Genomic DNA, 21790 nt, shown 5'->3' on the forward strand with positions numbered 1-21790 from the left:
GTCAGTCCTCGTCCTCGTCGTCATAGTCCTCGTCGTCGTCTTCGTCGGCGTCCGCGATCTGGTCCTCGGCGGAGTCCTCGTCCTCGTCCTTCTCGACGACGCGGCCCGCGTACAGGGCCGCGGCCATGCGGGTGCCCTCGGACCAGGCGACCGGGCCGACCTCGGCCAGGGTCAGGGCCGTGCCGTTGCGGTCGGTGAAGACCAGGTCCCCGGTCTCGGTCTCGTAGTACGGGTCGTCGGAGCCGACCCAGGAACGCGCCTCGACGGTGACGCCGCCCTCGAACACGCGGCAGACGGCGTTGCCGCCGCGCACCGGGTAGCCGAGCTTGGTGGCGCGGGCGGTCAGGTGGCGCAGCTCGGCGTACTTGCCCCCGGAGTAGTCGGCGACACGCCGAGCGGCCGGATCCGCATCGGCCGGGCGGACGAAGATCTGCCGGAACAGCTGGTCCACGGACTGGGAAACGCCCAGGTCGGCGGCGAACTCGCGCAGGTCGTCGAGGTCGGGCAGGGTCACCGGGTGCGGGATCACCACCCGCTGCGCGGTCAGCCGCACCGTGTCGCCGTCGAGGTTGACGATGCCGATCTGCCCGGGGGCCGCGTCGCGCAGGAAGCCGACCTCGTCCGGGTCGAAGACGCCGTCGTCGTCGAGCACCCCGACCACCAGGTCGGTCAGCGCCGCGCGCCAGGTCTCGTCGGCCCACACGTCGGCCAGCACCGCGACGGGCACCGGCAGCGAGCGGACCATCCACCGTTCGATGTCGGCGCGGCACTGCGCCTCGTGCCGGCCCAGCCACTCGGTGAGCTGCCGCAGCCCGGTCACCACCGGGTCGTCGCGCAGGGCCGACGGCACCGACTTCAGCTCCTTGCCCTTGGCGTTGCGGGCGACCAGATCGCTCCCGCGCAGGGTGACCTCATAGCCACCCGATGCCACCAACCATCCCATGTGGACGGCCACCTCCCTGTCGAAGACACCGGACGCTAAACCACCGCGCCGACAGTCCGGCAAACGGCTGGTCGCGGCCCCGCCCCGTTCGCGGCATACCGACCGGGAACCATTCGGCCACACCGCCCGCGGCGGCGCGCAGCGGGGTCCCCGCGCCGCGGCCGCCGCGGCCGCGAGGTGTGCAAAGCCATGTCAACGGGTATATGCAGGCATGACCACGCGTCTCGGGAGTACCGTCGAAGGTCCAGCGCCGGGCACGCCGCCGGTCGGCCGCAGCCGCACGGGTGCGGGCGTCGCCGGGCCGCTGGGCAGTGCGTCAGCGGTGACGGAGGAGGCGGCGGTGAAGGGCAGAGCACTCGTGCTCGGTGGCGGCGGGGTCACCGGTATCGCGTGGGAACTGGGCATCCTGGCCGGACTCGCCGAGGCTGGGGTCGACCTGAGCACCGCCGACCTGCTGATCGGCACGTCGGCCGGGTCGGTGGTCGCCTCGGTGATGGCCACCGAGCCCAGCCTGGAGGAGCGCTACCAGACCCAGCTGGAGGACCCGAAGGACGAGGTCGCGGCCCGCATCAGCACGCGCACCCTGCTGGCGTACGGCTGGGCGATGGTGCGCAGCCGCGCCCCCGAGCAGTACCGCGCCCGCCTCGGCGCGCTCGCGCTGGCCGCCGCCTCGATGACACCCGAGGAGCGCAAGGCCGTCATCGCGTCCCGGCTGCCTGTCGTCGAGTGGCCCGCCCAGCCCCTGAAGATCACCGCGTCCGACGCGCACACCGGCGAGTTCACCGTGTTCGACCGCGACAGCGGCGTGGAGCTCATCGACGCCGTCGCCGCGAGCTGCGCCGTCCCCGGCGTATGGCCGCCCGCCGCGGTCAACGGCCACCGCTACATCGACGGCGGCATGCGCTCGGCGACCAACGCCGACCTGGCCAAGGGGCACGAACGCGTGGTCATCATCGCGCCGGTGACCGTCGGCGGCGGCCTGGTCACCAGCACCGCCCGCCACGTCGCCGAGCTGACGGCGGCCGGCACCCGCGTGACGGTCATCAGCCCCGACCGCGACGCCCGGAATGCGATCGGCCGCAACATGCTCGACCCGGCCCGCCGGGCGGCGTCGGCCCGCGCCGGCCGCGCCCAGTCCGCGCACGTCGTCGAGCAGGTCGGCGCCGTCTGGTGCTGACCTGCCACCGACCGTCCGTTCAGGATGTTCCCAGGGAAGCGCACGACGATCACTGTCTCAACGCCGCGACCAGGTAGAACTCGATGTGACGCCACTCTCTCCGGCCGAGGCCGACCCGGAGTGGCCAAAGCCAATCGCTAGCGCTATGCTCGACCGTGACGCCCGTCTTGGCGACTTCCCCCGTGGTTGCCAAGACGGGCGCTTTATTGTGCCCACACCTCCTCCCACACACCGTCCACAGAGGAAGGAAGGGCACCTTCACATCGCCATACGTAGAGCAAGGTGCCCTTCTTAACGCCCCACCGCCGCGTACCGCGCAGCCGGGTTGCTCGATTGTCGGCCGGGTCGGGTATCGTCCCGCGCGGCGAGGCTGTAGCGCAGAGGTCGTCGCGCCTTGACTGCAAGCTGGAGGACGTCGGTTCGAATCCGACCAGCCTCGCCCCTACCTGACCCGGGGAGAGCGCATGCCGCACCGCAGCACCGACGTGCTGGCGGCACGCGTGCCCGCGGACGGCCCGCCCGGCCCCTCGGACGCGCCGATCAGCGCGTCCGATCTGGACACCTGCCTGCGGGTGCTGGCCGCCGCCCGGCGCGGCGCGCTGGACGGTCCGGCGGCGCTGGCCGTCGAACGGGCTGTCGCCGAAGCGCACCGCGGCGGCAAGAAGCGCCGCAAGGCCGACCGCGCGGCGACCCGTGAGCAGGCCGACCGGCAGTTGCTGGCCACGGCCAGCCGCTACCGCGAGGAGATCCCCACCGCCACGGCCCGGCACCACGCCGCCGTCGCACACGACACGAGGCCCGCGCCGAACCTGCCGCCGACGCCCGACGGCCCGGATGTCCTGCCACCTGGACCGGGCGACCGGCGTCGCGCACAGCCCGGACCGGGCCCGCAGCCTGTCGCGCCGTCTGAACCCGGTGAGCGGGCAGCGCCCACGCTGCTGCACCGCCCGCGCCGCTGCTACGTGTGCAAGGAGCGGTTCCGGCAGGTCGACGCCGACTACCACCAGCTGTGCCCGCCGTGCGCCGAGCACAACCGGCAGCGCCGCGACGCCCGCTGCGACCTGACCGGCCGCCGCGCCGTGGTCACCGGCGGCCGGGTGAAGATCGGCTTCCATATCGCGCTGAAGCTGCTGCGCGACGGCGCGGACGTCCTGGTCACCACCCGCTTCCCGCACGACGCGGCACGCCGGTTCGCCGACCTGCCCGACGCGAGCGAGTGGTCGCACCGGCTGCACGTGCACGGCGCGGACTTCCTCGACCTGGCCGGGGTGGTGGGCCTGGTCGACGCGGTCGGGCAGCGCTGGGACCACCTCGACATCCTGGTCAACAACGCCGCGCAGACCCTGCACCGTCCCGCGGCCTACCACCGCGAGGTGCGCGCGGCCGAGCTGCTGCCGCTGACCGGCCCGGCTGCCGCGATCGGCACGACGGCGACCCGGCACCGCCCGGACACCGCCGTCGTGCTGCCGGAACCGGCCCAGGCGCTGTTCCCGGCCGGGCACACCGACGAGACCGGCCAGCCGCTGGACCTGCGCGAGGTCAACAGCTGGACCCTGCACGCCCACGACGTCAGCCCGCGCGAGTGGCTGGAGGTGCACGTCGTCAACGCCTTCGTGCCGTTCCTGCTCACCTCCCGGCTGCGCCCGCTGCTGGCCGCCGCGCCGTCCGCGATGCGGCACGTGGTGCAGGTGTCGGCGATGGAGGGCAGCTTCTCCCGCGAGAACAAGACCCAGCGCCACCCGCACACCAACATGGCCAAGGCGGCCCTGAACATGCTGACCCGGACGCTGGCCGACGACTACCGCGGCGACGGCATCCTGATGAACAGCGTGGACACCGGCTGGGTGACCGACGAGCGGCCGCACCCGGACAAGCAGGCCCAGCGCGAGGCAGGCTTCCGGCCGCCGCTGGACGTGATCGACGGCGCGGCGCGGGTGTACGACCCGATCGTGCGCGCGGAGGCCGGCGACCCGGTGCACGGGGCTTTCCTCAAGGACTACCGGCAGGTGGCATGGTGACCGAGCACGAGACCCCCGCGAACCCGGTGCGCTGCCCGGCGATCAGCCGTCCCGAGACGGGGCTGGCCGACCCGGCCGACTTCGACGCGCTGCTGACCCGGCTCGCCGACCCGGCCGGGGTCGCCGCCGCGGAGGACTTCCCGCGCGGCACGCTGCAGCCCGACGGCCGGCTCGACCTGTGCAAGCAGGGCCTCGGCCCGCAGGTCGCGGCGCGGGTGGTGCAGGCGGCCGTACGGTTCCCGCACGCCACCCACCTGCTGCTGGGCACCAACGGCCTGGGCAGCGACGGGGCCCGCGCGGTCGCCGACGCGCTCGCGCCCGGCCACCACGTGCAGACCGTCTACCTGGGCTGCAACCGCATCGACGCGGACGGCGCGGGCGCGCTGGCCGACCGGCTCGCCGGCGACGCGACGGTGCGGGCGCTGTGGCTCAAGCGCAACCCGATCGGCGACGAGGGCGTGGCCCGGTTGTGCGCGGCCCTGGCCGCGAACACCACGCTGCGCACCCTCGACCTGGTCAACACCGGGCTGACCCGGCACGGGCTGGAGTCCCTGGCGCAGGTGCTGGCAGACCGGAGCACATCGCTGGAGCGGCTGTTCCTCGGCGGCAACGGGCTGCGCCCCGACGCGGTGCCCGCGCTGTCGGCGATCGTGCGCGACGGGCGGGTACGCGAGCTGTACCTGGCCGCCAACCACCTCGGCGACGAGGGCGCGGCCGCGCTCGGCGAGGCCGTCGAGGGCCTGCCGATGACGCTGGGCCTGGGCGGCAACGGCCTCACCCCGGCCGGGGTGGCCGCGCTGGCGGCGCGATTGGGCGCGTGGACCGCACTCGACCTGGCCCGGCCGCCGTCGGAGCGGGCACTGGGCGCGCTGCCCAACACCGTCGGCGATGAAGGCGCGGCGGCGTTGGCGGTGGTGCTGCCCGCGAGTCGGCTGCGGCGGCTGGACCTGCGCTTCACCGGCATCACCGGCCGTGGCGCGAAGCTGCTGGTCGCCGCGCTGAACGACGACATGCCGCTGCGCTACCTGGGCATCAACCACGGCGTGCCGCGCCGGCTGCGGCGGCTGGCCGCGGCCACCCTCGGCCCGGCCGAGCAGCCGCACCCCGACATCAGCGCGATCGCGAGCGTGTACCGGTGAGCGACGCCGAACTGACCGTCTGGCAGCGGGTACGCCGCTACGCCGTGCCGACCCGCATGATCGACGAGTGCACGGACCGGCGGCTCGCCGGTGACTGGCGCGGGGCGTGCGCCGCGGGCCGTGTCGACACCGACGTCGATCTCGCCGAGGTGGCCCGCACCCACGGGACGGCGGCCGAAGAACGGATCGTCGCGGAACTGGCCGGGTTCGCCCCCGACCTGCTGCGCTGGCATCTGCCGCGGGCGCTGGGCGGGCGCACCAGCCTCGCCACCGGCCTCACCTTCACTCTCGCGCCGCGCCTGGACGTCGTCGGCCAGGACACCCCGGCATTGCAGGTCGAGCTGCCCAAGACCGTGGACGGCTCGCAGCGGCTGCGGCTGACCGTCGCCCCGCTGGGCAAGGCTCCCGGCCCGGAACTGCCCGGCTACCTGTGGCACGCCACCGAGTCGGCGGGGCTGCGCCAGGCCTACGGCGGCGACGCGCACCGGCTGCCCTTCCTCACCCCCGACGGTGCGCCGGTGCCGCTCGCCGGGTTCACCGCCGCGACCGGTGACGGCGCCCCGGCGCGGGCGGAGCGCTCCGCCGCGCTGCTCGCCACGGAACAGCTGGTCGAGGCGTGGCGCGAAGCCGGGCTGGAACTCGACGAGACGCTGCCCGCGTTCCGGTACAGCCACTACAAGGTGTCCCGCGAGCAGGTGCTCGGGCAGCGGCTGCACCTGGTCGCGCTCGCCCCGGCGGTGCGCCGGCTCGCCTCGCGCCACGCCGCCGAGGGCGTGGTGCTCAACGCGGACTGGCGGCTGCGCTTCCTGTTCACCCCGGACGGGGACACGGTGCGGGTCCGGATGCTCGGCGAGAACGAGCGCCGCGGCGACCTGCCGGTGCTGGCCGAACCGCTGTACCTCGTACCCCCCGATCTGGAACTGCTGTATCGCGGCCTGATCTCGCCGGCGGATCTGCACCCCCTGGTGCGCGCCGCGTTGTTCCCCGACGCGCCCGGTGGTGTCCCGACGGCGCGCGGCCCCGCGTTCGGGCCGGTGCGGGTGCGCTGCCGGGGGCAGTGGCACCGCATCGACAACGCGGGCGGGCGGCTCGTGCCGCTCGACCACACGCCCGACGAGGTGCGGCGCGAGCACGCGCTGCGCGCGCTCGGCGGCAAGGTGGCCGGCTGCTTCGCCGCCCAGCAGGGCTGGACCGACGGCAGCACGCGGCTGCCCCGGGCCTTGCGGGACCAGCGCCGGGAACTGATGCAGACCATCCTGCACGGTGACACCCAGGCGGTGCTCGCGATGCTGGACGCGGGCCTGGACCCGCACGTGCGTGACGGCCGCGGCTCGACGCTGCTGCACCTGCTGCGCTGCCTCGACCACGAGGTGCTGCTGCCCCGGCTGCTGGCCGCGGGCCTGCCGATCGACGCCCGCGACCACCGCAGACGCACCCCGCTGCACGTCGCGGTCGGCTGGGTGGGCACCCCGGCGCTGGTGCTGGCGCTGCTGGAGGCGGGCGCGGACCCCAGGGCCGAGGACGACAACGGCACCTCCGTCACCGACCTGGTCGAGTACAAGGGCTTCGAGTACTACGAGGAAGAGAGCGGCGACAAGCACGCCGACCTCAAGCTGATCTCCCAGTACATCCAGGAGCGTTCCTGAGCGAGCGCAGCGAGCGATCCATGAACGGCCCGGCTGCGGGTGACGAGCGGAGCGAGGAACACGCATGAGCGAGGCTTTGCGTACGGCGGACGAACTGATCGCCGCGACCCGGGCGTGGCGCAGCGAGCCGGTGACCGACCCGCGGGTCGAGGCGCTGGCCCTGGCGGTGTCGGCGAACCTGCCGGTGCTGCTGTGGGGCGAGCCGGGCATCGGCAAGTCCGCGTCGCTGCAGCAGCTCGCGGCCGGGCTCGGGGTGCCGCTGGAGACGGTGATCGCCAGCGTGCACGAGCCGTCGGACTTCTCCGGCCTGCCGATCGTCGGCGACGATCCGGCCGCCGACGGGGTGCCGATGGCCCCGCCGGACTGGGCGGTGCGGCTCGCGCGCAGCGGGCAGGGCCTGCTGTTCTTCGACGAGCTGTCGTCCGCGCCGCCCGCGGTGCAGGCCGCGCTGCTGCGGGTGGTGCTGGAGCGGCGGGTCGGCAGCCTGGAGCTGCCGCCCGCGATCCGGATCGTCGCCGCGGCGAACCCGCCGTCCAGCGCCGCCGACGGCTGGCACCTGAGCCCGCCGCTGGCCAACCGCTTCGTGCACCTGCACTGGACACACGACCCGCGTGTGGTCGCCCGCGGCCTGGCCGGAACCTGGCCCGCGATCACCGTGCCGACGGTGCACCCGGCGCGGATGGCCGGGGCGGTAGCCCGCGCCCGGGGCACCGTGGCGGGCTTCCTGACCGCCCGGCCGGGCCTGGTGCACCACCTGCCCGGCGACGCCGACAGCCGGGGCGGGGCGTGGCCGTCGCCGCGCAGCTGGGAGATGGCGCTGCGGCTGCTGGCGTTCCACCTGGCCACCGACACCGGCCGGGACGCGCTGACCACCGCGCTGGTCGGCGCGGTCGGCGACGGCGCCGGGCTGGAGTTCGGCACGTACCTGGAGGAGCTGGACCTGCCCGACCCGGAGCGGGTGCTGGCCGATCCGAAGGCGTTCGCGCTGCCCGACCGGGGCGACCGGCAGCTGGCGTTCCTCACCGCGGTGGTCTCGGCGGTGCAGGCGCGCACCACCCACCAGCGCTGGGACGCGGGCTGGGTGGTGCTGGCCAAGGCCGTCGACGCCGGGGTGCCCGACGTCGCCGCCCGCGCCGCCCTGGACCTGGCCGCGCTGCGTGACACCGACTGGCCGGTGCCGGCCGAAATCGACGCGTTCGTCGAGGTGCTGAGCCTGTCGGGCATGCTGCCGGCCGCACGATGAACACGCCCGCCCCGGGCCCGGCGCGGACCGGGCAGCCCATGGACGAGGCGGTGCCCGCCGGACGGGACGCCGACGCCGGGCGGCCCGCCCGGACCGTGCCGCTCGACCGGGCGAAGCTGCTGGCTGCCCGGTTCCGGGCCGCGGGCGAGCGGCCGTACCTGGCCAGCGCGCTGTACAGCCTGACCGTGGTGCCCAGCGACCAGGTGCCGACGATGGGCGTGGACCGGCACTGGCGCTGCTACGTGTCCCCCGCGTTCGTCGAGCGCACGCCCGTCGAGCAGCTCGCCGGGGTGTGGATCCACGAGGTGGCGCACCTGCTGCGCGACCACCACGGCCGGGGCGACCGGCTGGCCGCCGACCTGCGCGCCGACCACCACCGGGTCAACCTCGCCCAGGACTGCGAGATCAACGACGACCTGGTCGCCGACGGACTGCCGCTGCCCGAGGGCCGCATCCACCCCGACCTGTACGGCCTGCCCACCGGCCAGTTGTTCGAGCAGTACCTGCCGTCGCTGCCCGCCTCCCCGCCCTGCCGTGGACAGTGCGCCGGCGCCGCGGCGGCGGGTGGCGCGGGCCGGGGCGCGGGCGGCGGGGCGGGGTGCGACTGCCCGCCCGTCGACTGCGGCTCGGGCGCGCACGGCCACCCTTCGCCGTGGGACCTCTCCGAGGCAGGCGCGCCGACTGTGCGCGGCGTGGAGGCCGACGCGATCCGGCGGCAGACCGCGCAGTCGGTGCGCCAACACGTACGCGGGCGCGGCACCGTGCCCGCGGGTTGGCAGCGCTGGGCCGAGCAGGTGCTCGAACCGACGATCGACTGGCGGCAGGCCCTCGCCGGAGCGGTGCGCGAGGCGGCGGCCTGGGCGGGCGGCGCGGTCGACTACACCTACCGGCGGCCGTCGCGGCGCGGGGCCGCGCTGCCCGGTGTGGTGCTGCCGAGCCTGCGGCGGCCGCTGCCCCGGGTCGCGATCGTCATCGACACCTCCGGCTCCATGTCGGAGGACGACCTGGCCGCGGTGCTGGCCGAGGTCGGCGGGGTGCTGCGGGCGGTGGGCGTACGCGGCAACCGGGTCGCCGTGCTGGCCTGCGACGCCGACGTACACGCCGCGCGGCGGGTGTCCACGGTCGGCGAGGTCGTGCTGGCCGGCGGCGGCGGCACCGACATGCGGGTCGGCATCAGCGCGGCGCTGGCCGTGCCGGAGCCGCCGCACTTCGTGATCGTGCTGACCGACGGGTACACGCCATGGCCGGACGCGGCGCTGTCGCGGACCCGGATCATCGCCGGGCTGGTCGGGGCGGACGCGCCCAAGCCTCCATCCTGGATCGAAGCCATCCCGATCATCATGACTTCCGGCAAAACGTGAGCTGCGTCCGAGAAAGGGTGCTTTTGTAATACCCAGCAGATCTTCGGATCTCGGGGAAGGAAGCAGCCATGGGTACGTCTCTTCGGCGTGCGGCCCTGTCCGCAGCCATCGGCGTCGCCGCCGCGACGCTGGTCTCGCCGTCGGTGGCGCTCGCCGCGGCCGACGTCACCGTCAACCCGTCCGCCGTCGCCCCGGGCGGCCGGTTCACGCTCGCCGCGTACTGCGGCGCGGGGGCGGTCTCCGCCTCGGTGAGCACCACGACGATCGGCGGGCCGTCCGAGATCACGCTGAACCCATACACCGACGGCGGGCCGGGCGCGTACAACGCCGAGCTCACCGTGCCGTCGACGACGCTGCCGGGCACGTACCAGCTCAACGTCACGTGCAGTGACGGCGAGACGGGCGCGGGCACGCTGGTCGTCTCGCCGACCGGCGCCCCCGCGGGCGGCGGCGGGTCCACCTCCGACGGCCCCAGCCGGGCGTTGCTCGGCGCGGGCTCCGGCCTGCTGGCCCTGTCCGGGCTGGGCGGCGTCGTGCTGCTGGTCCGCGGCCGGAGGTACCGTGGCCACCACTGCGCCTGAACCGGCCGAGTCCGAACCCGCGATCGAGGTCGGACCCGCGGTCGAGGTGAGGTCCACGGCCGAGCCGGTGCCCACGGCCGCGATCCTGGCCCCGCGCGGCCGGCACCGCACCGCCGGGCGCACCGGACGCAGGGCGGTGCTGCTACTGGTGGGCGCGGCGCTCGCCGGGATCGGGCTGATCGCCGCCGCGTTCCTGATCACCCCGGCCGGGCCGCCCCAGCCCACCGACGACGCCTCGGGGCGCTACCAGCTCGTCGACACCGACCGGCGGCCCGACGCCCGCGGCATCCGGCCGCTGGACCGGTCCGCGCCGGTGCGGGTGAAGATCCCGTCGATCAAGGTGGACGCGGTCGTGGTCACCGTCGGCACCAACGTCGACGGCAGCCTGCAGGTGCCCGAACTCAAACACCCGGACCTGACCGGCTGGTACCGCTACGGCCCCAGCCCCGGCGAACGCGGCAACGCGGTCATCGTCGGGCACGTCGACACCCGTACCAGCGGCCCCGCCGTGTTCTTCCAGCTGGGCTCCCTGAAACCCGGCACGAAGATCGAGGTCCAGCGCCTCGACGGCTCCTCGGCCACCTTCACCGTCGACGTCGTCAAGTCGTTCCCCAAGGACGAGTTCCCCGCCCACCGCGTCTACGGCGCCACCGACGACATGGGCCTACGCCTCGTCACCTGCGGCCCCCCCTACGACCGCACCGACCGCAACTACCTCAACAACATCGTCGTCTTCGCCACCCTCACCAAAACCCGCGCCGGCTGACCCCCTTTCTGGGTTGATCATGAACCTAGGGACGTGTTCGACGGCGTGTCGCTCCCCCAACTTCATGATCGACGCGACGGAAGCGGGACGCAGCGGCGCAAGCGAGCCGCTGCGGCGGGGCGGCCGGGTCAGTCGGGGACGCCCCAGGTGAAGCGGTGGACGTGGATGCCGAAGTACGGGAAGGACTCGATGGCGGCCACCCCGGGGACCGGGCGGATGTGGTCGTTGACCAGGGCGGACAGGTCGGCCATGGTCGCGCAGACGACCTCGGCGAACAGGTCGAACGAACCGGCCGTGGCGACCAGGTAGACCACGGCGTCGAGCTCGCCGAGCGCCGCGGCGACCGCGCCGGCGTCCCGGTCGACGCGGATGCCGAGCAGCGCCATCACGGGCCGCCCCGTCTTCAGCGGGTCGGTGACCGCGGCGATCTGCATGACCCCGGCGTCGGTGAGGCGCTGGATGCGCTGGCGCACGGCCGGCCCGCTCAGCCCGACCTCCAACCCCAGGTCGGTGTACGACGCCCGCCCGTCCACCTGCAGCCGCCGGATCAGCGCCTTGTCGGTCGCGTCGAGGTCCATCAGCCGACCAGCTCCGCCACGGCCTGCTCGAACACCTCGGTGTGCCGGGCGATGTCGGCGTCGGTGGTGTCCGGACACATCAGCGCCATGTTGTGGAACGGCGTCATGAGGATGCCGCGGTTGAGCGTGTACAGGTGCATGTACTCGTCGAGCAGGTCGTCGGCGGCCGCCGCGGACTCGCCGCCGGAACGCGGAGCGGGCCTGGTGAACCGGTACTCCGCCCGCGCGCCGAGTTGGGTGACCGACCACGGCACGTCGGCGGTGTCCAGGATGCGCCGCACGTCCTCGGTGTAGTCCCCGGCGAGTCGGATCATGTGCGCGAACGCGTCGTCGGTGAGCACCTCGTCCAGCGTGGCCCGCATCGCGGCCAGCGACAGCGCGTTGCCGGCCAGCGTGCCGCCCACGCCGCCGACGTCGACGATGTCCGCGCTGCCGGTGGCGGTGATCCGGTGCACCCGGTCGGCGACCTCCTCGGTGAGGCCGTACGCCCCGCACGGGATGCCGCCGCCCAGCGACTTGCCGATGACGAACACGTCCGGGCGCAGCCCGTCGCGGGCGGTCATGCCGCCGGGACCGGCCGAGATCGTGTGCGTCTCGTCGATCATCAGCAGCGCGCCGTACCGGGTGGCCAGCTCGCGCAGCCCGGCCAGGAAACCGGGTTCGGGCAGCACGATGCCGATGTTGGTGAGGGCGGGCTCGGCCAGGATCGCGGCGACGTCGCCGTGGGCGAGTTCGCGTTCGACCGCGGCCAGGTCGTTCCACTCGGCGACGCGGGTGGTCTGCGTCGGGTCGACGGCGGGGGCGACGTTGCCCGGACGGCTGCTCGCCCGGCCGTCCGGTCCGACCACGACGAACGTCTCGTCGACGGAGCCGTGGTAGCAGTACGAGAAGACCAGCAGTTTCGGTTTCCCGGTGACCAGGCGGGCCAGGCGCGCCGCCCAGCGGTTGGCGTCGGTGGCCGACAGCGTGAACGACCAGCGCGGCGGGCCGAAGCGGCGGGTGAGCTCCGCGCCGACCCACTCGGCGTCCTCGGTGGGCAGCATGGTGGTGATGCCGCCGTCGACGGCGATGCGCCGGTGCACGGCGGCGACCGTGGCCCGCGGGCTGTGCCCGGCCATGGCCCCGGTGTCGCCGAGCGCGAAGTCGAGGTAGGTGTGGCCGTCCACATCGGTGATCCGGTTGCCGTGCGCGGTGGCGTACGCGAGCGGGAAGCCGCCCGCCCACTTGCTCATCCACGTCATCGGCACCCGCCCGAACAGGTGCCCGGCCTGCTCGTGCACGCGCAGCGACCCGGGGTGCCCGGCGCGGTAGGCGGCCCGTTCCCGCTCCACCAGGGCGGTCACCCGACTACGATCAATGGTGGTCATGGGCGCACCGTAACACGATTTCCAAAGCTGAATGACGGCTCGGCTTCAATTTTCAAAGCTGGTGTTAGGAAGGTGCCCTTCCTCTACGCATACCGATAAGAAGGTGCCCTTCCTTCGGTCAGGGGAGGAGGTTGGCTAGTTCGACGCGGGAGCGGACGCCGAGTCTGGTGAAGATGTTGCCGAGGTGGTGTTCGACGGTGCGGGGGCTGAGGAACAGCTGCGCGGCGATCTCGCGGTTGGTGGCACCCTGCGCGGCGAGGCGGGCGATCTGGCGTTGCTGCGGGGTGAGTTCGCCGTCGGGTTCGGTCGGGCGCGGGCGGGCGGATTCGCCGGTGGCACGCAGTTCGGCGCGGGTCCACTCGGCCCAGCGGTCGGCGTGCAGGCGTTCGAACGACTCCAGGGCGCTGCGCAGCTCGGTGCGGGCCTCGGCGCGTTTGCGGCGGCGGCGCAGCAGCGCGCCGTACAGCAGTTCGGTGCGGGCCCGTTCGAAGGCGCGGTCGCCGACGGCGTGCAGCTGCAGGGCCGCGCGGAAGTGCTCTTCGGCCTCGCCGCCCTCGCTGAGCAGGGCGCGGCAGCGCGCGGCCAGCGCGAGGTTGTCGGGGCTGCTGGTGCTGTCGGCCCACGGTTCGAACGTGGTGAACGCGGCGCGGGCCGCGTCTGACGCCCCGGTGCGCACCGCGGCCTCCACGTAGGTCGGCACCGACAGCGCCGCCACCGCCATGTGGCCCTGGCCGGGTCCGGCTCGGGCCAGCCCGCGCAGGCGGCCCGCCGCGTCGGCGTGGCGGCCCAGGGACAGGTCCAGGAAGGCCAGCGCCCAGGTGCTGAGGGCGGCGGGCAGGCCGAGGCCGTACAGGCCGGCCCGGTCCAGGGCGGTGCGGGCGCGCAGGCGGCAGGTCTGCTCGTCGCCGTGGATCGCGTCGAGCAGGGCCAGCGCGGCCAGGTGGTGGCAGGCGCCGTTGCCCTGGCCGGTCTCGGTCGCGGCGCGCAGGCCCTCCAGCGCATTGGCGGTCGCGGCGGCATGCCGCCCGGTCCAGAACTCGGCGTACGCGCTGAACTCCAGCGCCTTGGGCACCATGGTCAGCGCGCCGCGCCCGCGGGCCAGCGCGACCGCGCGTGCCGCCATCACCCGGCCCTGGGCGTTGTCGCCGAGGATCAGCGCGGCGATGCTCGCCCAGATCAGCGCCGACGGGTCGTCGATGCGCGGCGCGCCGTCCAGCACCGCGCGCAGCGGGGCCAGCGCCGCCCCGAACCGTCCCAGGAAGATCGCCGACAGCGCCTCCAGGTAGTCCAGCATCACCGTGGCCTGCGGTGAGCAGGCCGCCCCGCGCAGCGGTGCCGCCAGCGCGGCGACTTGCAGGAAGCGGCGATGGTCACCGGCGTACACGCCCGCCTCACCCGCCCGCATCATGGCCCGGACGGCCAGCTCCGGATCGATGGGGGCGAGCCGGTGCGCAGCCGTCAGCAGGGCCTCGTAGGCGTCGCTGGCCCGGCCGTCGCGCAGGTCGATGTCGCCGCGCAGCAGTTCCAGCTCGCCGCGCGCGGCCGCCCCCGGGGCCGCGGGCAGGGCGCGGTCGAGCAGGTCGCGGGCGCGCGCGGAGCGGCCCGCGTGCCAGGCGTCGCGGGCCGCCGCGGCCAGCCGCCGCGCCTTGGCACCGTCGTCTCCGGTGCTCAGCTCGGCCGCGCGCTCGTAGGCCGCCGACGCGGTCGCATAGCCGCCGCGGTGGCGCGCGGACGCGGCCGCCGACTCCAGCTCCTCGGCCAGCTCATGGTCGGGGGCCAGCCCGGCCGCGGCCCGGTGCCAGGCCCGGCGCAGCGGGTGGCGGGCCTCGTCGAGCAGCCGGGCCAGCAGGGCGTGCGCGGCGCGGCGGCGGGCCAGCGGCGCGGTCTGGTAGATCGCCGCCCGCAGTTGGGGATGGCGGAACTCCACACCCGCGGGCCCGACCCGCACCAGCCCGGCGGACTCGGCCGGTTCCAGCGCGGCCAGGTCCAGGCCTGCTTCGTCGGCGGCCCGCACCAGCAGGTTCGCGTCCATCTCGTCCCCTGCCGCGGCGATCAGCAGCAGCCGACGGGTCTGCTCCGGCAGCGCCCGCACCTGGCGCAGGTGCGCGTGCTGCAGCCTGGTGCAGGGCGGCAGCGGATCCGGCAGCGGGCGGACCCCGCCCAGCTGGTCCGGGGCGAGCGCGGCGACCAGCTCGGTGACCGCCTGCGGGTTGCCCGCGGCGGCGGCGGCCAGGCGCAGGCGTACGCCCTCGGCGACGGCGACCGGCGCGACCTGCCCGACCACCTCGGCGCACGCGGCGTCGTCCAGCGCGGACAGGGTGAGCACCGGCAGCCCGGGTGGCGGCAGGGCCTCGTCGTCACCGCAACTGAGCAGGATGACGACGGCCTCACCCGCGTCACGCGCACTGTCACGGCCCGTGCCTGGCCCGCCGGCAGTGCCGCCACCGGACGAAACGGCATCCGCGACCGAAGCGACGCCACTGGCGGCCGACCAGGACGCCCCGATGCCTCCGAGCCGCCGGGCGGCGAAGGCCAGCGCTTCCCGCGACGGCGCGTCGAGCAGGTCGACGTCGTCCACGCACACCAGCACCGGCGCGTCCCGGGCGAGCACCGCCAGCAGGGCGAGCAGCGCCGCGGGCAGCAGTACGGCCCGGTCGCCGGGTTCGTCCACCTCGCCGTCGAGCACCCGGCGCAGCGCCTCGGCCTGCCGCGCGGACAGCTCGGACAGCTCCGGCAGTCGCCGGGCGACCGGGCGCAGCAGCCGGTGCAGGCCGGCATAGGGCAGGTCCGCCTCGGGCTCGACTCCACAGCCGGGCAGGACGAGGAAACCGTCGGCCTCGCCCATGGCGTAGCGGAGCAGTGCGGTCTTGCCCAGGCCGGGCTCGCCGCGCACCAGCAGCGCGCCGCCGTGCCCGGCCCGCGCGGCGTCCAGCATGGACGTCAGCGAGAGCAGCGCACTGTCGCGGCCGTGCAACGGCGTGAGCGGGACCACGCCCAGAAGTTACTCACAAGTTAACGTTCCGCGAAAGACCGATGCGTTGTTTCACGGATGCGAAGCACGTACGACATCGCGCACGCTCTGTCCCACTCAATCCCATCGAGGAGGACAGATGCGAAAGTCAGCCGGAGTGCTCAGCGCACTGTGCGCGGTGCTCGCCATGGTCGTGGTCGCGCCGTCGCCGGCCCAGGCCGCCGAACGCGATCCGGTCATCTTCGTGCACGGCTACAAGGGCGGGGCCTGGAACTGGAACGACATGATCGCCGACTTCAAGGCCGACGGATGGAGCGGCGGGCGGCTGTTCGCGATGTCGTACGACATCACGCAGTCCAACAAGACCACCGCCGTGCAGCTGCGTTCCCTGGTCGACTCGGTGCGCGCGCAGACCGGCGCGGCGAAGGTCGACATCGTCGCGCACTCCATGGGCAGCCTGAACTCCCGGTGGTACCTGAAGTTCCTCGGCGGCACGTCGTACGTGGACCAGTGGGTGTCGCTCGGCGGGCCCAACCACGGCACCAACCTGACCCCGATCTGCTCGTGGCTGATCACCTCCTGCGCGGAGATGGCCCCGGACAGCTCCTTCCTGCGCGACCTCAACGCCGGGGACGAGACGCCGGGCGGCGTGCGCTACCAGACCTTCTGGTCCAGCTGCGACGAGTTCATCAACCCCGACCAGAGCACGATCCTGGCCGGGGCGACCAACACCAACGTCGGCTGCATCGAGCACGCCTGGCTCCTGGTCAGCGACCCCGTCTCCCTCAAGGTCCGCACCTTCCTCAAATCCTGACCTCCGCCCCAGCTCAAGGGCACCCTCTCGGTAAGAAGGTGCCCTTGCTCTACGGAAACCGATAAGAAGGTGCCCTTGCTTCGTCAGAGGGCGGCGCGGTGCTGGGCGCGGGTGATGGCCCAGGCGGCGTTGACGAGGCCGATGTGGCTGAAGGCCTGGGGGAAGTTGCCGAGCAGTTCGCCGGTGTCGGGGTCGACTTCCTCGGCGAGCAGACCCACGTCGTTGACATAGGCGATCGCGCGTTCGAAGACCTCGGTGGCGCGGTTGACGCGGCCGGCCTCGGCCAGGGCGTGGGCCAGCCAGAAGGTGCAGAGCAGGAAGGTGCCCTCGTCGCCGGCCAGGCCGTCGACGCCGCCCTCGGTGCGGTAGCGGTAGACCAGGCCGCGCTCGTCGGTCAGGCGGTCGGCGATCGCGTCGATGGTGGCGAGCATGCGCGGGTCGTCGGCGGGCAGGAAGCCCACGATCGGCATCATCAGGCAGGACGCGTCGAGGTCGGCGGAGCCGAAGTACTGCGTGAACGCTCCGGCGGATTCACTCCAGCCGTCGCGCAGCACCCGCTCGCGGACCTCGTCGCGGGCCGCGGACCAGGCCGGCACCCGGTCGGCCGCCCGCAGCCGGTCGGCCAGGGCGATCGCCCGGTCCAGGGCCACCCAGCACATCACCTTCGAGTAGACGAAGTGCCGGGGCTCGCCGCGCACCTCCCAGATGCCGTGGTCGGGCTCGCGGCAGCGGACCACGGCCGTGTCGGCCAGCGCCACCAGGAACGCGCGGATGTCGTCGTCGATCTCGGAGAGCTTGTCGGCGAGCAGGTGGGCCGCGCCGAGCAGCTCGCCGTACACGTCGATCTGGTGCTGGTTCCAGGCCCCGTTGCCGACCCGCACCGGGCGGCTGTCGCGCCAGCCGCGCAGGTGGGGCAGGGTGCGCTCGGTCAGGTCGTGCTCGCCGTTGACGCCGAACATGATCTGCAGCGGGTAGTCGGGGCCGATCGCGCCCGCCGCCGCCGTCGTCATGAAGGTGAAGAAGTCACCGACCTCGTCCGGGCACGCGGCGACCCACAGCGCCTCCATGGTGAAGCTGGCATCGCGCACCCACGCGAAGCGGTAGTCCCAGTTGCGCTCGCCGCCGACGCTCTCCGGCAGCGACGTGGTCGGCGCGGCGACGATCGCGCCGCTGGGCCGGAAGGTCAGCCCCTGCAGCACCCGGCCGCTGTGGTGCACCAGGTCGCGCCAGGGGCCCTCGTAGTTCTGGTGCAGCTTCGACCAGGCCCGCCAGGACTGCACGGTGACCGTCATCCAGTCGGCGATCTCGTCCTGGTCCCAGATCCGGGCCGGTTCCAGTCCCCACGTCGAGCGGTGCAGGGCGAACCACAGCTCATCGCCGACGCGCAGCGTGACCTCCCCGTACGCGGTGCTCTCCGCACAGGTGAGCTCCATCGGGCTGGAGAGCATCAGCCACTCGGGACCGCCGCGCACGTTCAGCCCGCCCGGCACGTGCGACATCAGCGGGCGCAGCAGGCCGTACTCGGCGCGCGGCTCGAACCGCAGGCGCATCGCGACGTCGCCGTCGCGGCAGCTCACCCCACGCACCAGCATGTGCGGCGCGCCGACGCCCAGGGAGTGGCCGTGTGGGTGCTCGTTCGGGCCGACCGCCATCGCGTCGGTGACCGCGAGCGTGCCGGTCGGGGTGTGGAAGGTCGTCTCCAGCACCAGCGTCTGGTCCAGGTAGCGCCGGGTGGCGGTGAACGGGCCGAGCGGCCGGATCGACCAGTGGCCGGCGTCGTCGTCGAGCAGCCGGCCGAAGACCGACGGGCTGTCGAAGCGCGGGCAGCACAGCCAGTCGACCGAGCCGTGCCGGGTGACCAGCGCCGCGGTGTGGCAGTCCGACAGCAGGGCATGGTCGGCGATCGGCACGCCGCTCATCGGCTCAGCTCCCGGAATGCGCGGCGACCAGCTCCGGGTCGACGCCCGCGGCCAGGCACTCGGCCACGGCCTCCTGTCGCGCCGACTCCCAGTGGTTGCGGCGGGCGGCGATGGCCGCCGCGATCGCGGCCAGCTCGCGCACCGAGCGGGAGTCGGCGTCCGACGGCGGGTTGGTGCGGGCCGCCTCGAACGCGTTCTCGATCGCGTCGGGCTCGGCGTCGGCCAGCTCCGCGATCTCGCCGAGGTCCCACTCGTGGTGCACGACCAGGTTGGCCGCGTACAGGTTGCGGTTGGCCGCCACCACGTCCAGGTGATAGCTGCTGAACCGCACCATGTCGGTGGCCTTGGCGACCCGGGTCAGCGGGTCGGCCGGCAGCATCAGCTCGGCGTCGCGCAGGTGGTGCACCGCGGTGGCGCGCGCCTCCGACAGCAGGTCGCGCAGCTCGCTGGCCAGCTGCTGGCGGTGCAGCAGCTCGTGCCCGGCGTCGTACAGGTGCTGCGGGGCGGTCGACCACTCGGCGATCAGGCGCACCCGCCGCTCGTCGGCCCGGTGGCCGCAGATCATCTCGGCCAGGTCCTCGGTGGTCCAGTCCCGGTTGCCGTGCAGGTAGGCCGCCGCCTCGTCGCGGGCGCGCAGGGCCGTCCCATAGGCCTGCCGGATGTCCGCGCTCACGGCGCACGCCCGCATCGCGCCCGAGGTGGTACCGAGCGCCTGCACCGCCTGCAGATCAGACCGGAGCCGGGAGACATTGATATGGGCCAGCGGGTCGCTGCCGACGCCCGCCCGCGTCGCGTCCATTAATGCAGCGTACGCCCATAGTCGGCGGGCCGTGGCCGGTCGCCGCAAGGCGGCGCGCGGGGGCCCCTGCCCGGTGCCGAACGTGACGGCGGCGGCGAAACCTCCCGGGTGCGGCAGCCGCTCGCACCGATTCACCAAATGAAGAAAGATTTCAGTGTATGGATTGACCGCGAAGCTCTCCGCCGCCATGATATTCGACAAACGTCGATGGGCCCATCGCCGCTCCTCCTGGTAAACACCCCCCACCACGAAAGGAGGCGGACAGTGGCTGCCCTCACCGGAACGATGTCCTGGTTCTGCTGCGGCAACTCCTGGGGTCCGTGCGGCACCGCCGGGCACGGCGCGTGCGGCACCTGCAACAGCGGGAGCTACCAGCACGCCTGGCCGAACGCCTCGGCCGCCTGTTTCAACATCACCCGGCCGGACGCCTGCGGCGTCAGCATGACCCGCCGCGGCTGCGGCTTCCGGCACTACACCACCAACCGCTGCAACGGAAAGCGCGTCGGCACCACGATCGCCGACTGCGGCCCGCAGACCGATCTGTGGTGCGGCGAGCGCGCCTGCTGCGGCTCGGTGTGCGGAACCAACCGCATCGTCGACCTCACCCCCGCCGCGTTCAGCCAGATCGGCAGCCTCTCCGCCGGCCTGCTGCCCTGCAGCGTCGACACCGTCTGAGCCGGGAAGGAACCGACATGACCGAGACTCTCGACCGTCGCCGCCTGCTCACCTCAGCCGTCGTCGGCAGCGCCGCCCTGGCCGGCGCGACCGCGCTCGGCTCGCTCGCACCGGAGGCCGCCTTCGCCGCCGGCGAGCAGGCCGTCGAGCCCGGCGCACCCGACCCCGACTTCGCCGAGGGCCGCATCACCGGCATCGGCGCCGGGATGCTGTTCGTCACCGGCTCCGACATGGCGCTGTGGCGCATCCGGATCACCGGCGGCACCAGCATCTGGAAGCTGCGTCCCACCACCTTCGACCAGGTCGCCGTCGGCGACGGCCTGTACGCCCGCGGCCTGCGCCTGCCCGACGGCACGCTGGCCGCCGACTCGGTGTGGGTGAACATCGTCAACGTGCACGCCCACATCGCCGCCATCGGCCGCAACGTGCTGCACCTGGACCACAAGGGCAAGCGCATCGTCGGGCACCTGGTGCCCGGCACGTCGGCGGCCCGCTACAACGACACCCCGGCCGTGGCCGACATGTCCCTGCTGCGCGTCGGCAAGCACGTCCAGGTCATCGGCGCCTGGGTGCCCGACACCAACGAGGTCGAGATCGCGACCGTGTACGCGAACGCCTGACACCGCCAACCCGGGCGGACGCCCCGACCCCCGGCGTCCGCCCGTTCCCCTACGGCACCCTTCGACACCCCGGAGGATCGATGATCTCGTGGATCGCGCCGCTGCAGCCGCTGCTGCTCGGCCTCGTGCTGCTCTGGTCTGCCCGGCTCAAGCTGCTCTCCCCGCACGCGGCCACGGCAGCCGGCCGCAGCGCGCTGGCCCAGCTCGTCGGCGACACCCGCGCACTGCCCGCGTACCGGCTGGTCGGCGCGGTGGAGGCGGCCCTCGCGCTGGTCCTGCTGGCCCCGCCCGCGCTGCCCGCCGAGGCGCTGACCGCCGCGGCGCTGTCGCTCGGCTTCACCGGCTACCTGGCCTACGCCCGGATCGCCGCACCCGAGTCGTCCTGCGGCTGCCTGTCCGCGACCCGCACCCCGGTCCGCTGGCGCGCCTTCGCCCGCACCGCCGCCCTGCTGGCAGCGAGCCTGCTCGCCCTGCCCGCGACCACGGGCTGGACCGACGTGCTGCGGACCCGGCCGCTGCCGGCCGTGGGACTGCTGCTGGCCGAGGCGGCCCTGCTGGTCGCCCTCTCCCCCGAACTGGACCGGCACTGGCTCGACCCGCTGCGCCAGCTCAAGGTACGGATCACCCGGCCGCTGACCGCGGGCGGGTTCGAGGTCCCACTGGACTCCACGATGGACCAGCTGCACCGCAGCCCGGTGTGGCGGGAGACCGCCGCCCTGCTCACCTCCGACCTGCGCGAACACTGGGACGACGACGAGTGGCGCATCCTGGTCTTCACCGCCCGGCACGCCGGGCAGCAGGCGTCGGCGGTCTACGCCGTCCCCCGCCTGCGCTACCAGCCCGCCGCCGTGCGGGTGGTCCTGGTCGACGAGCCCACCGGCCAGGTCCTGCTCGCCCGCCAGTCCCCACCCGACGCCCCCGAACCGGACTGGGTTCGCCCGTCCGCCGCCCCAGTCGCCGCCTGACTCCCAGCTCGCTCGCACCGCGGCCGCACCCCACGTGCGGCGCCGTGCTCGGCGCGCGCAGGCGAAGATCGCTGTTTCGGGACGAAACCTGGGGCCTGACCTCGGATTTTGTCCCGTAACAGCGATCTTCGCGGGCTGCCGCCCGACGGTCCGGCGTGGAATCCGTTTTCCCGAAGGGTGGGCTTCCGGGGGTGGGGCGAGGTTCGGT

Annotated in this window: 18 protein-coding genes and 1 tRNA gene; 13 read left to right on the top strand and 6 right to left on the bottom strand. The window is 74.0% G+C overall.

From position 1 onward, the window contains the following. Nucleotide 1: 1 nt before the first annotated feature. Complete coding sequence (locus AB0B66_RS25905; RefSeq protein ID WP_360534724.1) at nt 2-943, bottom strand: DUF4132 domain-containing protein; 942 nt, start codon at nt 941-943, stop codon at nt 2-4. Nucleotides 944-1283: 340 nt separating this feature from the next. Between AB0B66_RS25905 and AB0B66_RS25910 the strand changes: the two genes are divergently transcribed. The 9 genes from AB0B66_RS25910 (at nt 1284) to AB0B66_RS25950 (ending at nt 10874) form a co-directional block, all read left to right on the top strand. Next, complete coding sequence (locus AB0B66_RS25910; RefSeq protein ID WP_360534726.1) at nt 1284-2120, top strand: patatin-like phospholipase family protein; 837 nt, start codon at nt 1284-1286, stop codon at nt 2118-2120. A gap of 366 nt (nt 2121-2486) precedes the next feature. Continuing rightward, a tRNA-Cys gene (locus AB0B66_RS25915) sits at nt 2487-2559 on the top strand. Between the two features lie 25 nt (nt 2560-2584). Continuing rightward, complete coding sequence (locus tag AB0B66_RS25920) at nt 2585-4138, top strand: SDR family NAD(P)-dependent oxidoreductase (protein WP_360534728.1); 1554 nt, start codon at nt 2585-2587, stop codon at nt 4136-4138. Continuing rightward, nucleotides 4135-5277 (top strand): gala protein, encoded by a 1143-nt coding sequence (locus tag AB0B66_RS25925; RefSeq protein WP_360534730.1) that lies wholly within the window; start codon nt 4135-4137, stop codon nt 5275-5277. Before AB0B66_RS25920 ends, AB0B66_RS25925 begins: the two co-directional genes overlap by 4 nt. Next, a complete protein-coding gene (locus tag AB0B66_RS25930) occupies nt 5274-6923 on the top strand; it encodes an ankyrin repeat domain-containing protein (RefSeq protein ID WP_360534732.1) in 1650 nt (549 codons plus the stop codon). The genes AB0B66_RS25925 and AB0B66_RS25930 overlap by 4 nt, the downstream gene beginning before the upstream one ends. A gap of 64 nt (nt 6924-6987) precedes the next feature. Then, complete coding sequence (locus AB0B66_RS25935) at nt 6988-8166, top strand: AAA family ATPase (RefSeq protein WP_360534734.1); 1179 nt, start codon at nt 6988-6990, stop codon at nt 8164-8166. After that, nucleotides 8163-9527 (top strand): VWA-like domain-containing protein, encoded by a 1365-nt coding sequence (locus tag AB0B66_RS25940; protein ID WP_360534736.1) that lies wholly within the window; start codon nt 8163-8165, stop codon nt 9525-9527. Before AB0B66_RS25935 ends, AB0B66_RS25940 begins: the two co-directional genes overlap by 4 nt. Before the next feature lie 68 nt (nt 9528-9595). Next, complete coding sequence (locus AB0B66_RS25945) at nt 9596-10108, top strand: hypothetical protein (RefSeq protein WP_360534738.1); 513 nt, start codon at nt 9596-9598, stop codon at nt 10106-10108. Then, nucleotides 10089-10874, top strand: coding sequence for a class F sortase (locus AB0B66_RS25950; RefSeq protein WP_360534740.1), 786 nt, complete (start codon nt 10089-10091; stop codon nt 10872-10874). The genes AB0B66_RS25945 and AB0B66_RS25950 overlap by 20 nt, the downstream gene beginning before the upstream one ends. Nucleotides 10875-11002: 128 nt before the next feature. Here the strand turns inward: AB0B66_RS25950 and AB0B66_RS25955 are convergent, their stop codons facing one another. From AB0B66_RS25955 to AB0B66_RS25965, 3 genes are all read right to left on the bottom strand, one after another. Further along, complete coding sequence (locus AB0B66_RS25955) at nt 11003-11452, bottom strand: Lrp/AsnC family transcriptional regulator (RefSeq protein ID WP_360534742.1); 450 nt, start codon at nt 11450-11452, stop codon at nt 11003-11005. Next, nucleotides 11452-12819 (bottom strand): transaminase, encoded by a 1368-nt coding sequence (locus AB0B66_RS25960; RefSeq protein ID WP_360534744.1) that lies wholly within the window; start codon nt 12817-12819, stop codon nt 11452-11454. The genes AB0B66_RS25955 and AB0B66_RS25960 overlap by 1 nt, the downstream gene beginning before the upstream one ends. 118 nt (nt 12820-12937) lie before the next feature. Next, complete coding sequence (locus AB0B66_RS25965) at nt 12938-15811, bottom strand: AAA family ATPase (RefSeq protein WP_360534746.1); 2874 nt, start codon at nt 15809-15811, stop codon at nt 12938-12940. Between the two features lie 118 nt (nt 15812-15929). Here AB0B66_RS25965 and AB0B66_RS25970 point away from each other — a divergent pair, with 118 nt between their 5' ends. Continuing rightward, the gene (locus tag AB0B66_RS25970) at nt 15930-16604 is read left to right on the top strand and encodes a triacylglycerol lipase (protein ID WP_360534748.1); all 675 of its coding nucleotides are present in this window, start codon (nt 15930-15932) and stop codon (nt 16602-16604) included. Nucleotides 16605-16687: 83 nt separating this feature from the next. On the opposite strand, the gene AB0B66_RS25975 is transcribed toward AB0B66_RS25970, so the two are convergent. Both AB0B66_RS25975 and AB0B66_RS25980 read right to left on the bottom strand, forming a co-directional pair. Further along, nucleotides 16688-18523 (bottom strand): glycoside hydrolase family 15 protein, encoded by a 1836-nt coding sequence (locus tag AB0B66_RS25975; protein ID WP_360534750.1) that lies wholly within the window; start codon nt 18521-18523, stop codon nt 16688-16690. A gap of 4 nt (nt 18524-18527) precedes the next feature. Continuing rightward, nucleotides 18528-19322, bottom strand: a complete 795-nt coding sequence (locus AB0B66_RS25980; RefSeq protein ID WP_360534752.1) for a hypothetical protein — start codon at nt 19320-19322, stop codon at nt 18528-18530. Nucleotides 19323-19586: 264 nt separating this feature from the next. Here AB0B66_RS25980 and AB0B66_RS25985 point away from each other — a divergent pair, with 264 nt between their 5' ends. The 3 genes from AB0B66_RS25985 to AB0B66_RS25995 all read left to right on the top strand — a co-directional run bounded on the left by AB0B66_RS25985 (nt 19587) and on the right by AB0B66_RS25995 (nt 21582). Next, on the top strand, nt 19587-19997 hold the full coding sequence (locus tag AB0B66_RS25985) for a septal ring lytic transglycosylase RlpA family protein (protein ID WP_239120920.1): 411 nt from the start codon (nt 19587-19589) through the stop codon (nt 19995-19997). A 17-nt stretch (nt 19998-20014) separates the two neighbouring features. Then, nucleotides 20015-20617, top strand: a complete 603-nt coding sequence (locus AB0B66_RS25990) for a cell wall protein (RefSeq protein WP_360534755.1) — start codon at nt 20015-20017, stop codon at nt 20615-20617. An 80-nt stretch (nt 20618-20697) separates the two neighbouring features. Next, the gene (locus AB0B66_RS25995) at nt 20698-21582 is read left to right on the top strand and encodes a MauE/DoxX family redox-associated membrane protein (RefSeq protein WP_360534757.1); all 885 of its coding nucleotides are present in this window, start codon (nt 20698-20700) and stop codon (nt 21580-21582) included. Nucleotides 21583-21790: the final 208 nt, after the last annotated feature.

The sequence above is a fragment of the Catellatospora sp. NPDC049111 genome, assembly GCF_040648615.1.
Lineage (GTDB): Bacteria > Actinomycetota > Actinomycetes > Mycobacteriales > Micromonosporaceae > Catellatospora > Catellatospora aurea.

Bases quoted from the DNA above. Each gene is read 5' to 3' on its own strand.
- AB0B66_RS25905 (WP_360534724.1), bottom strand. From the start codon at position 943: ATGGGATGGTTGGTGGCATCGGGTGGCTATGAGGTCACCCTGCGCGGG.
- AB0B66_RS25920 (WP_360534728.1), top strand. From the start codon at position 2,585: ATGCCGCACCGCAGCACCGACGTGCTGGCGGCACGCGTGCCCGCGGAC.
- AB0B66_RS25935 (WP_360534734.1), top strand. From the start codon at position 6,988: ATGAGCGAGGCTTTGCGTACGGCGGACGAACTGATCGCCGCGACCCGG.
- AB0B66_RS25940 (WP_360534736.1), top strand. From the start codon at position 8,163: ATGAACACGCCCGCCCCGGGCCCGGCGCGGACCGGGCAGCCCATGGAC.
- AB0B66_RS25945 (WP_360534738.1), top strand. From the start codon at position 9,596: ATGGGTACGTCTCTTCGGCGTGCGGCCCTGTCCGCAGCCATCGGCGTC.
- AB0B66_RS25955 (WP_360534742.1), bottom strand. From the start codon at position 11,452: ATGGACCTCGACGCGACCGACAAGGCGCTGATCCGGCGGCTGCAGGTG.
- AB0B66_RS25960 (WP_360534744.1), bottom strand. From the start codon at position 12,819: ATGACCACCATTGATCGTAGTCGGGTGACCGCCCTGGTGGAGCGGGAA.
- AB0B66_RS25970 (WP_360534748.1), top strand. From the start codon at position 15,930: ATGCGAAAGTCAGCCGGAGTGCTCAGCGCACTGTGCGCGGTGCTCGCC.
- AB0B66_RS25975 (WP_360534750.1), bottom strand. From the start codon at position 18,523: ATGAGCGGCGTGCCGATCGCCGACCATGCCCTGCTGTCGGACTGCCAC.
- AB0B66_RS25980 (WP_360534752.1), bottom strand. From the start codon at position 19,322: ATGGACGCGACGCGGGCGGGCGTCGGCAGCGACCCGCTGGCCCATATC.
- AB0B66_RS25990 (WP_360534755.1), top strand. From the start codon at position 20,015: ATGACCGAGACTCTCGACCGTCGCCGCCTGCTCACCTCAGCCGTCGTC.
- AB0B66_RS25995 (WP_360534757.1), top strand. From the start codon at position 20,698: ATGATCTCGTGGATCGCGCCGCTGCAGCCGCTGCTGCTCGGCCTCGTG.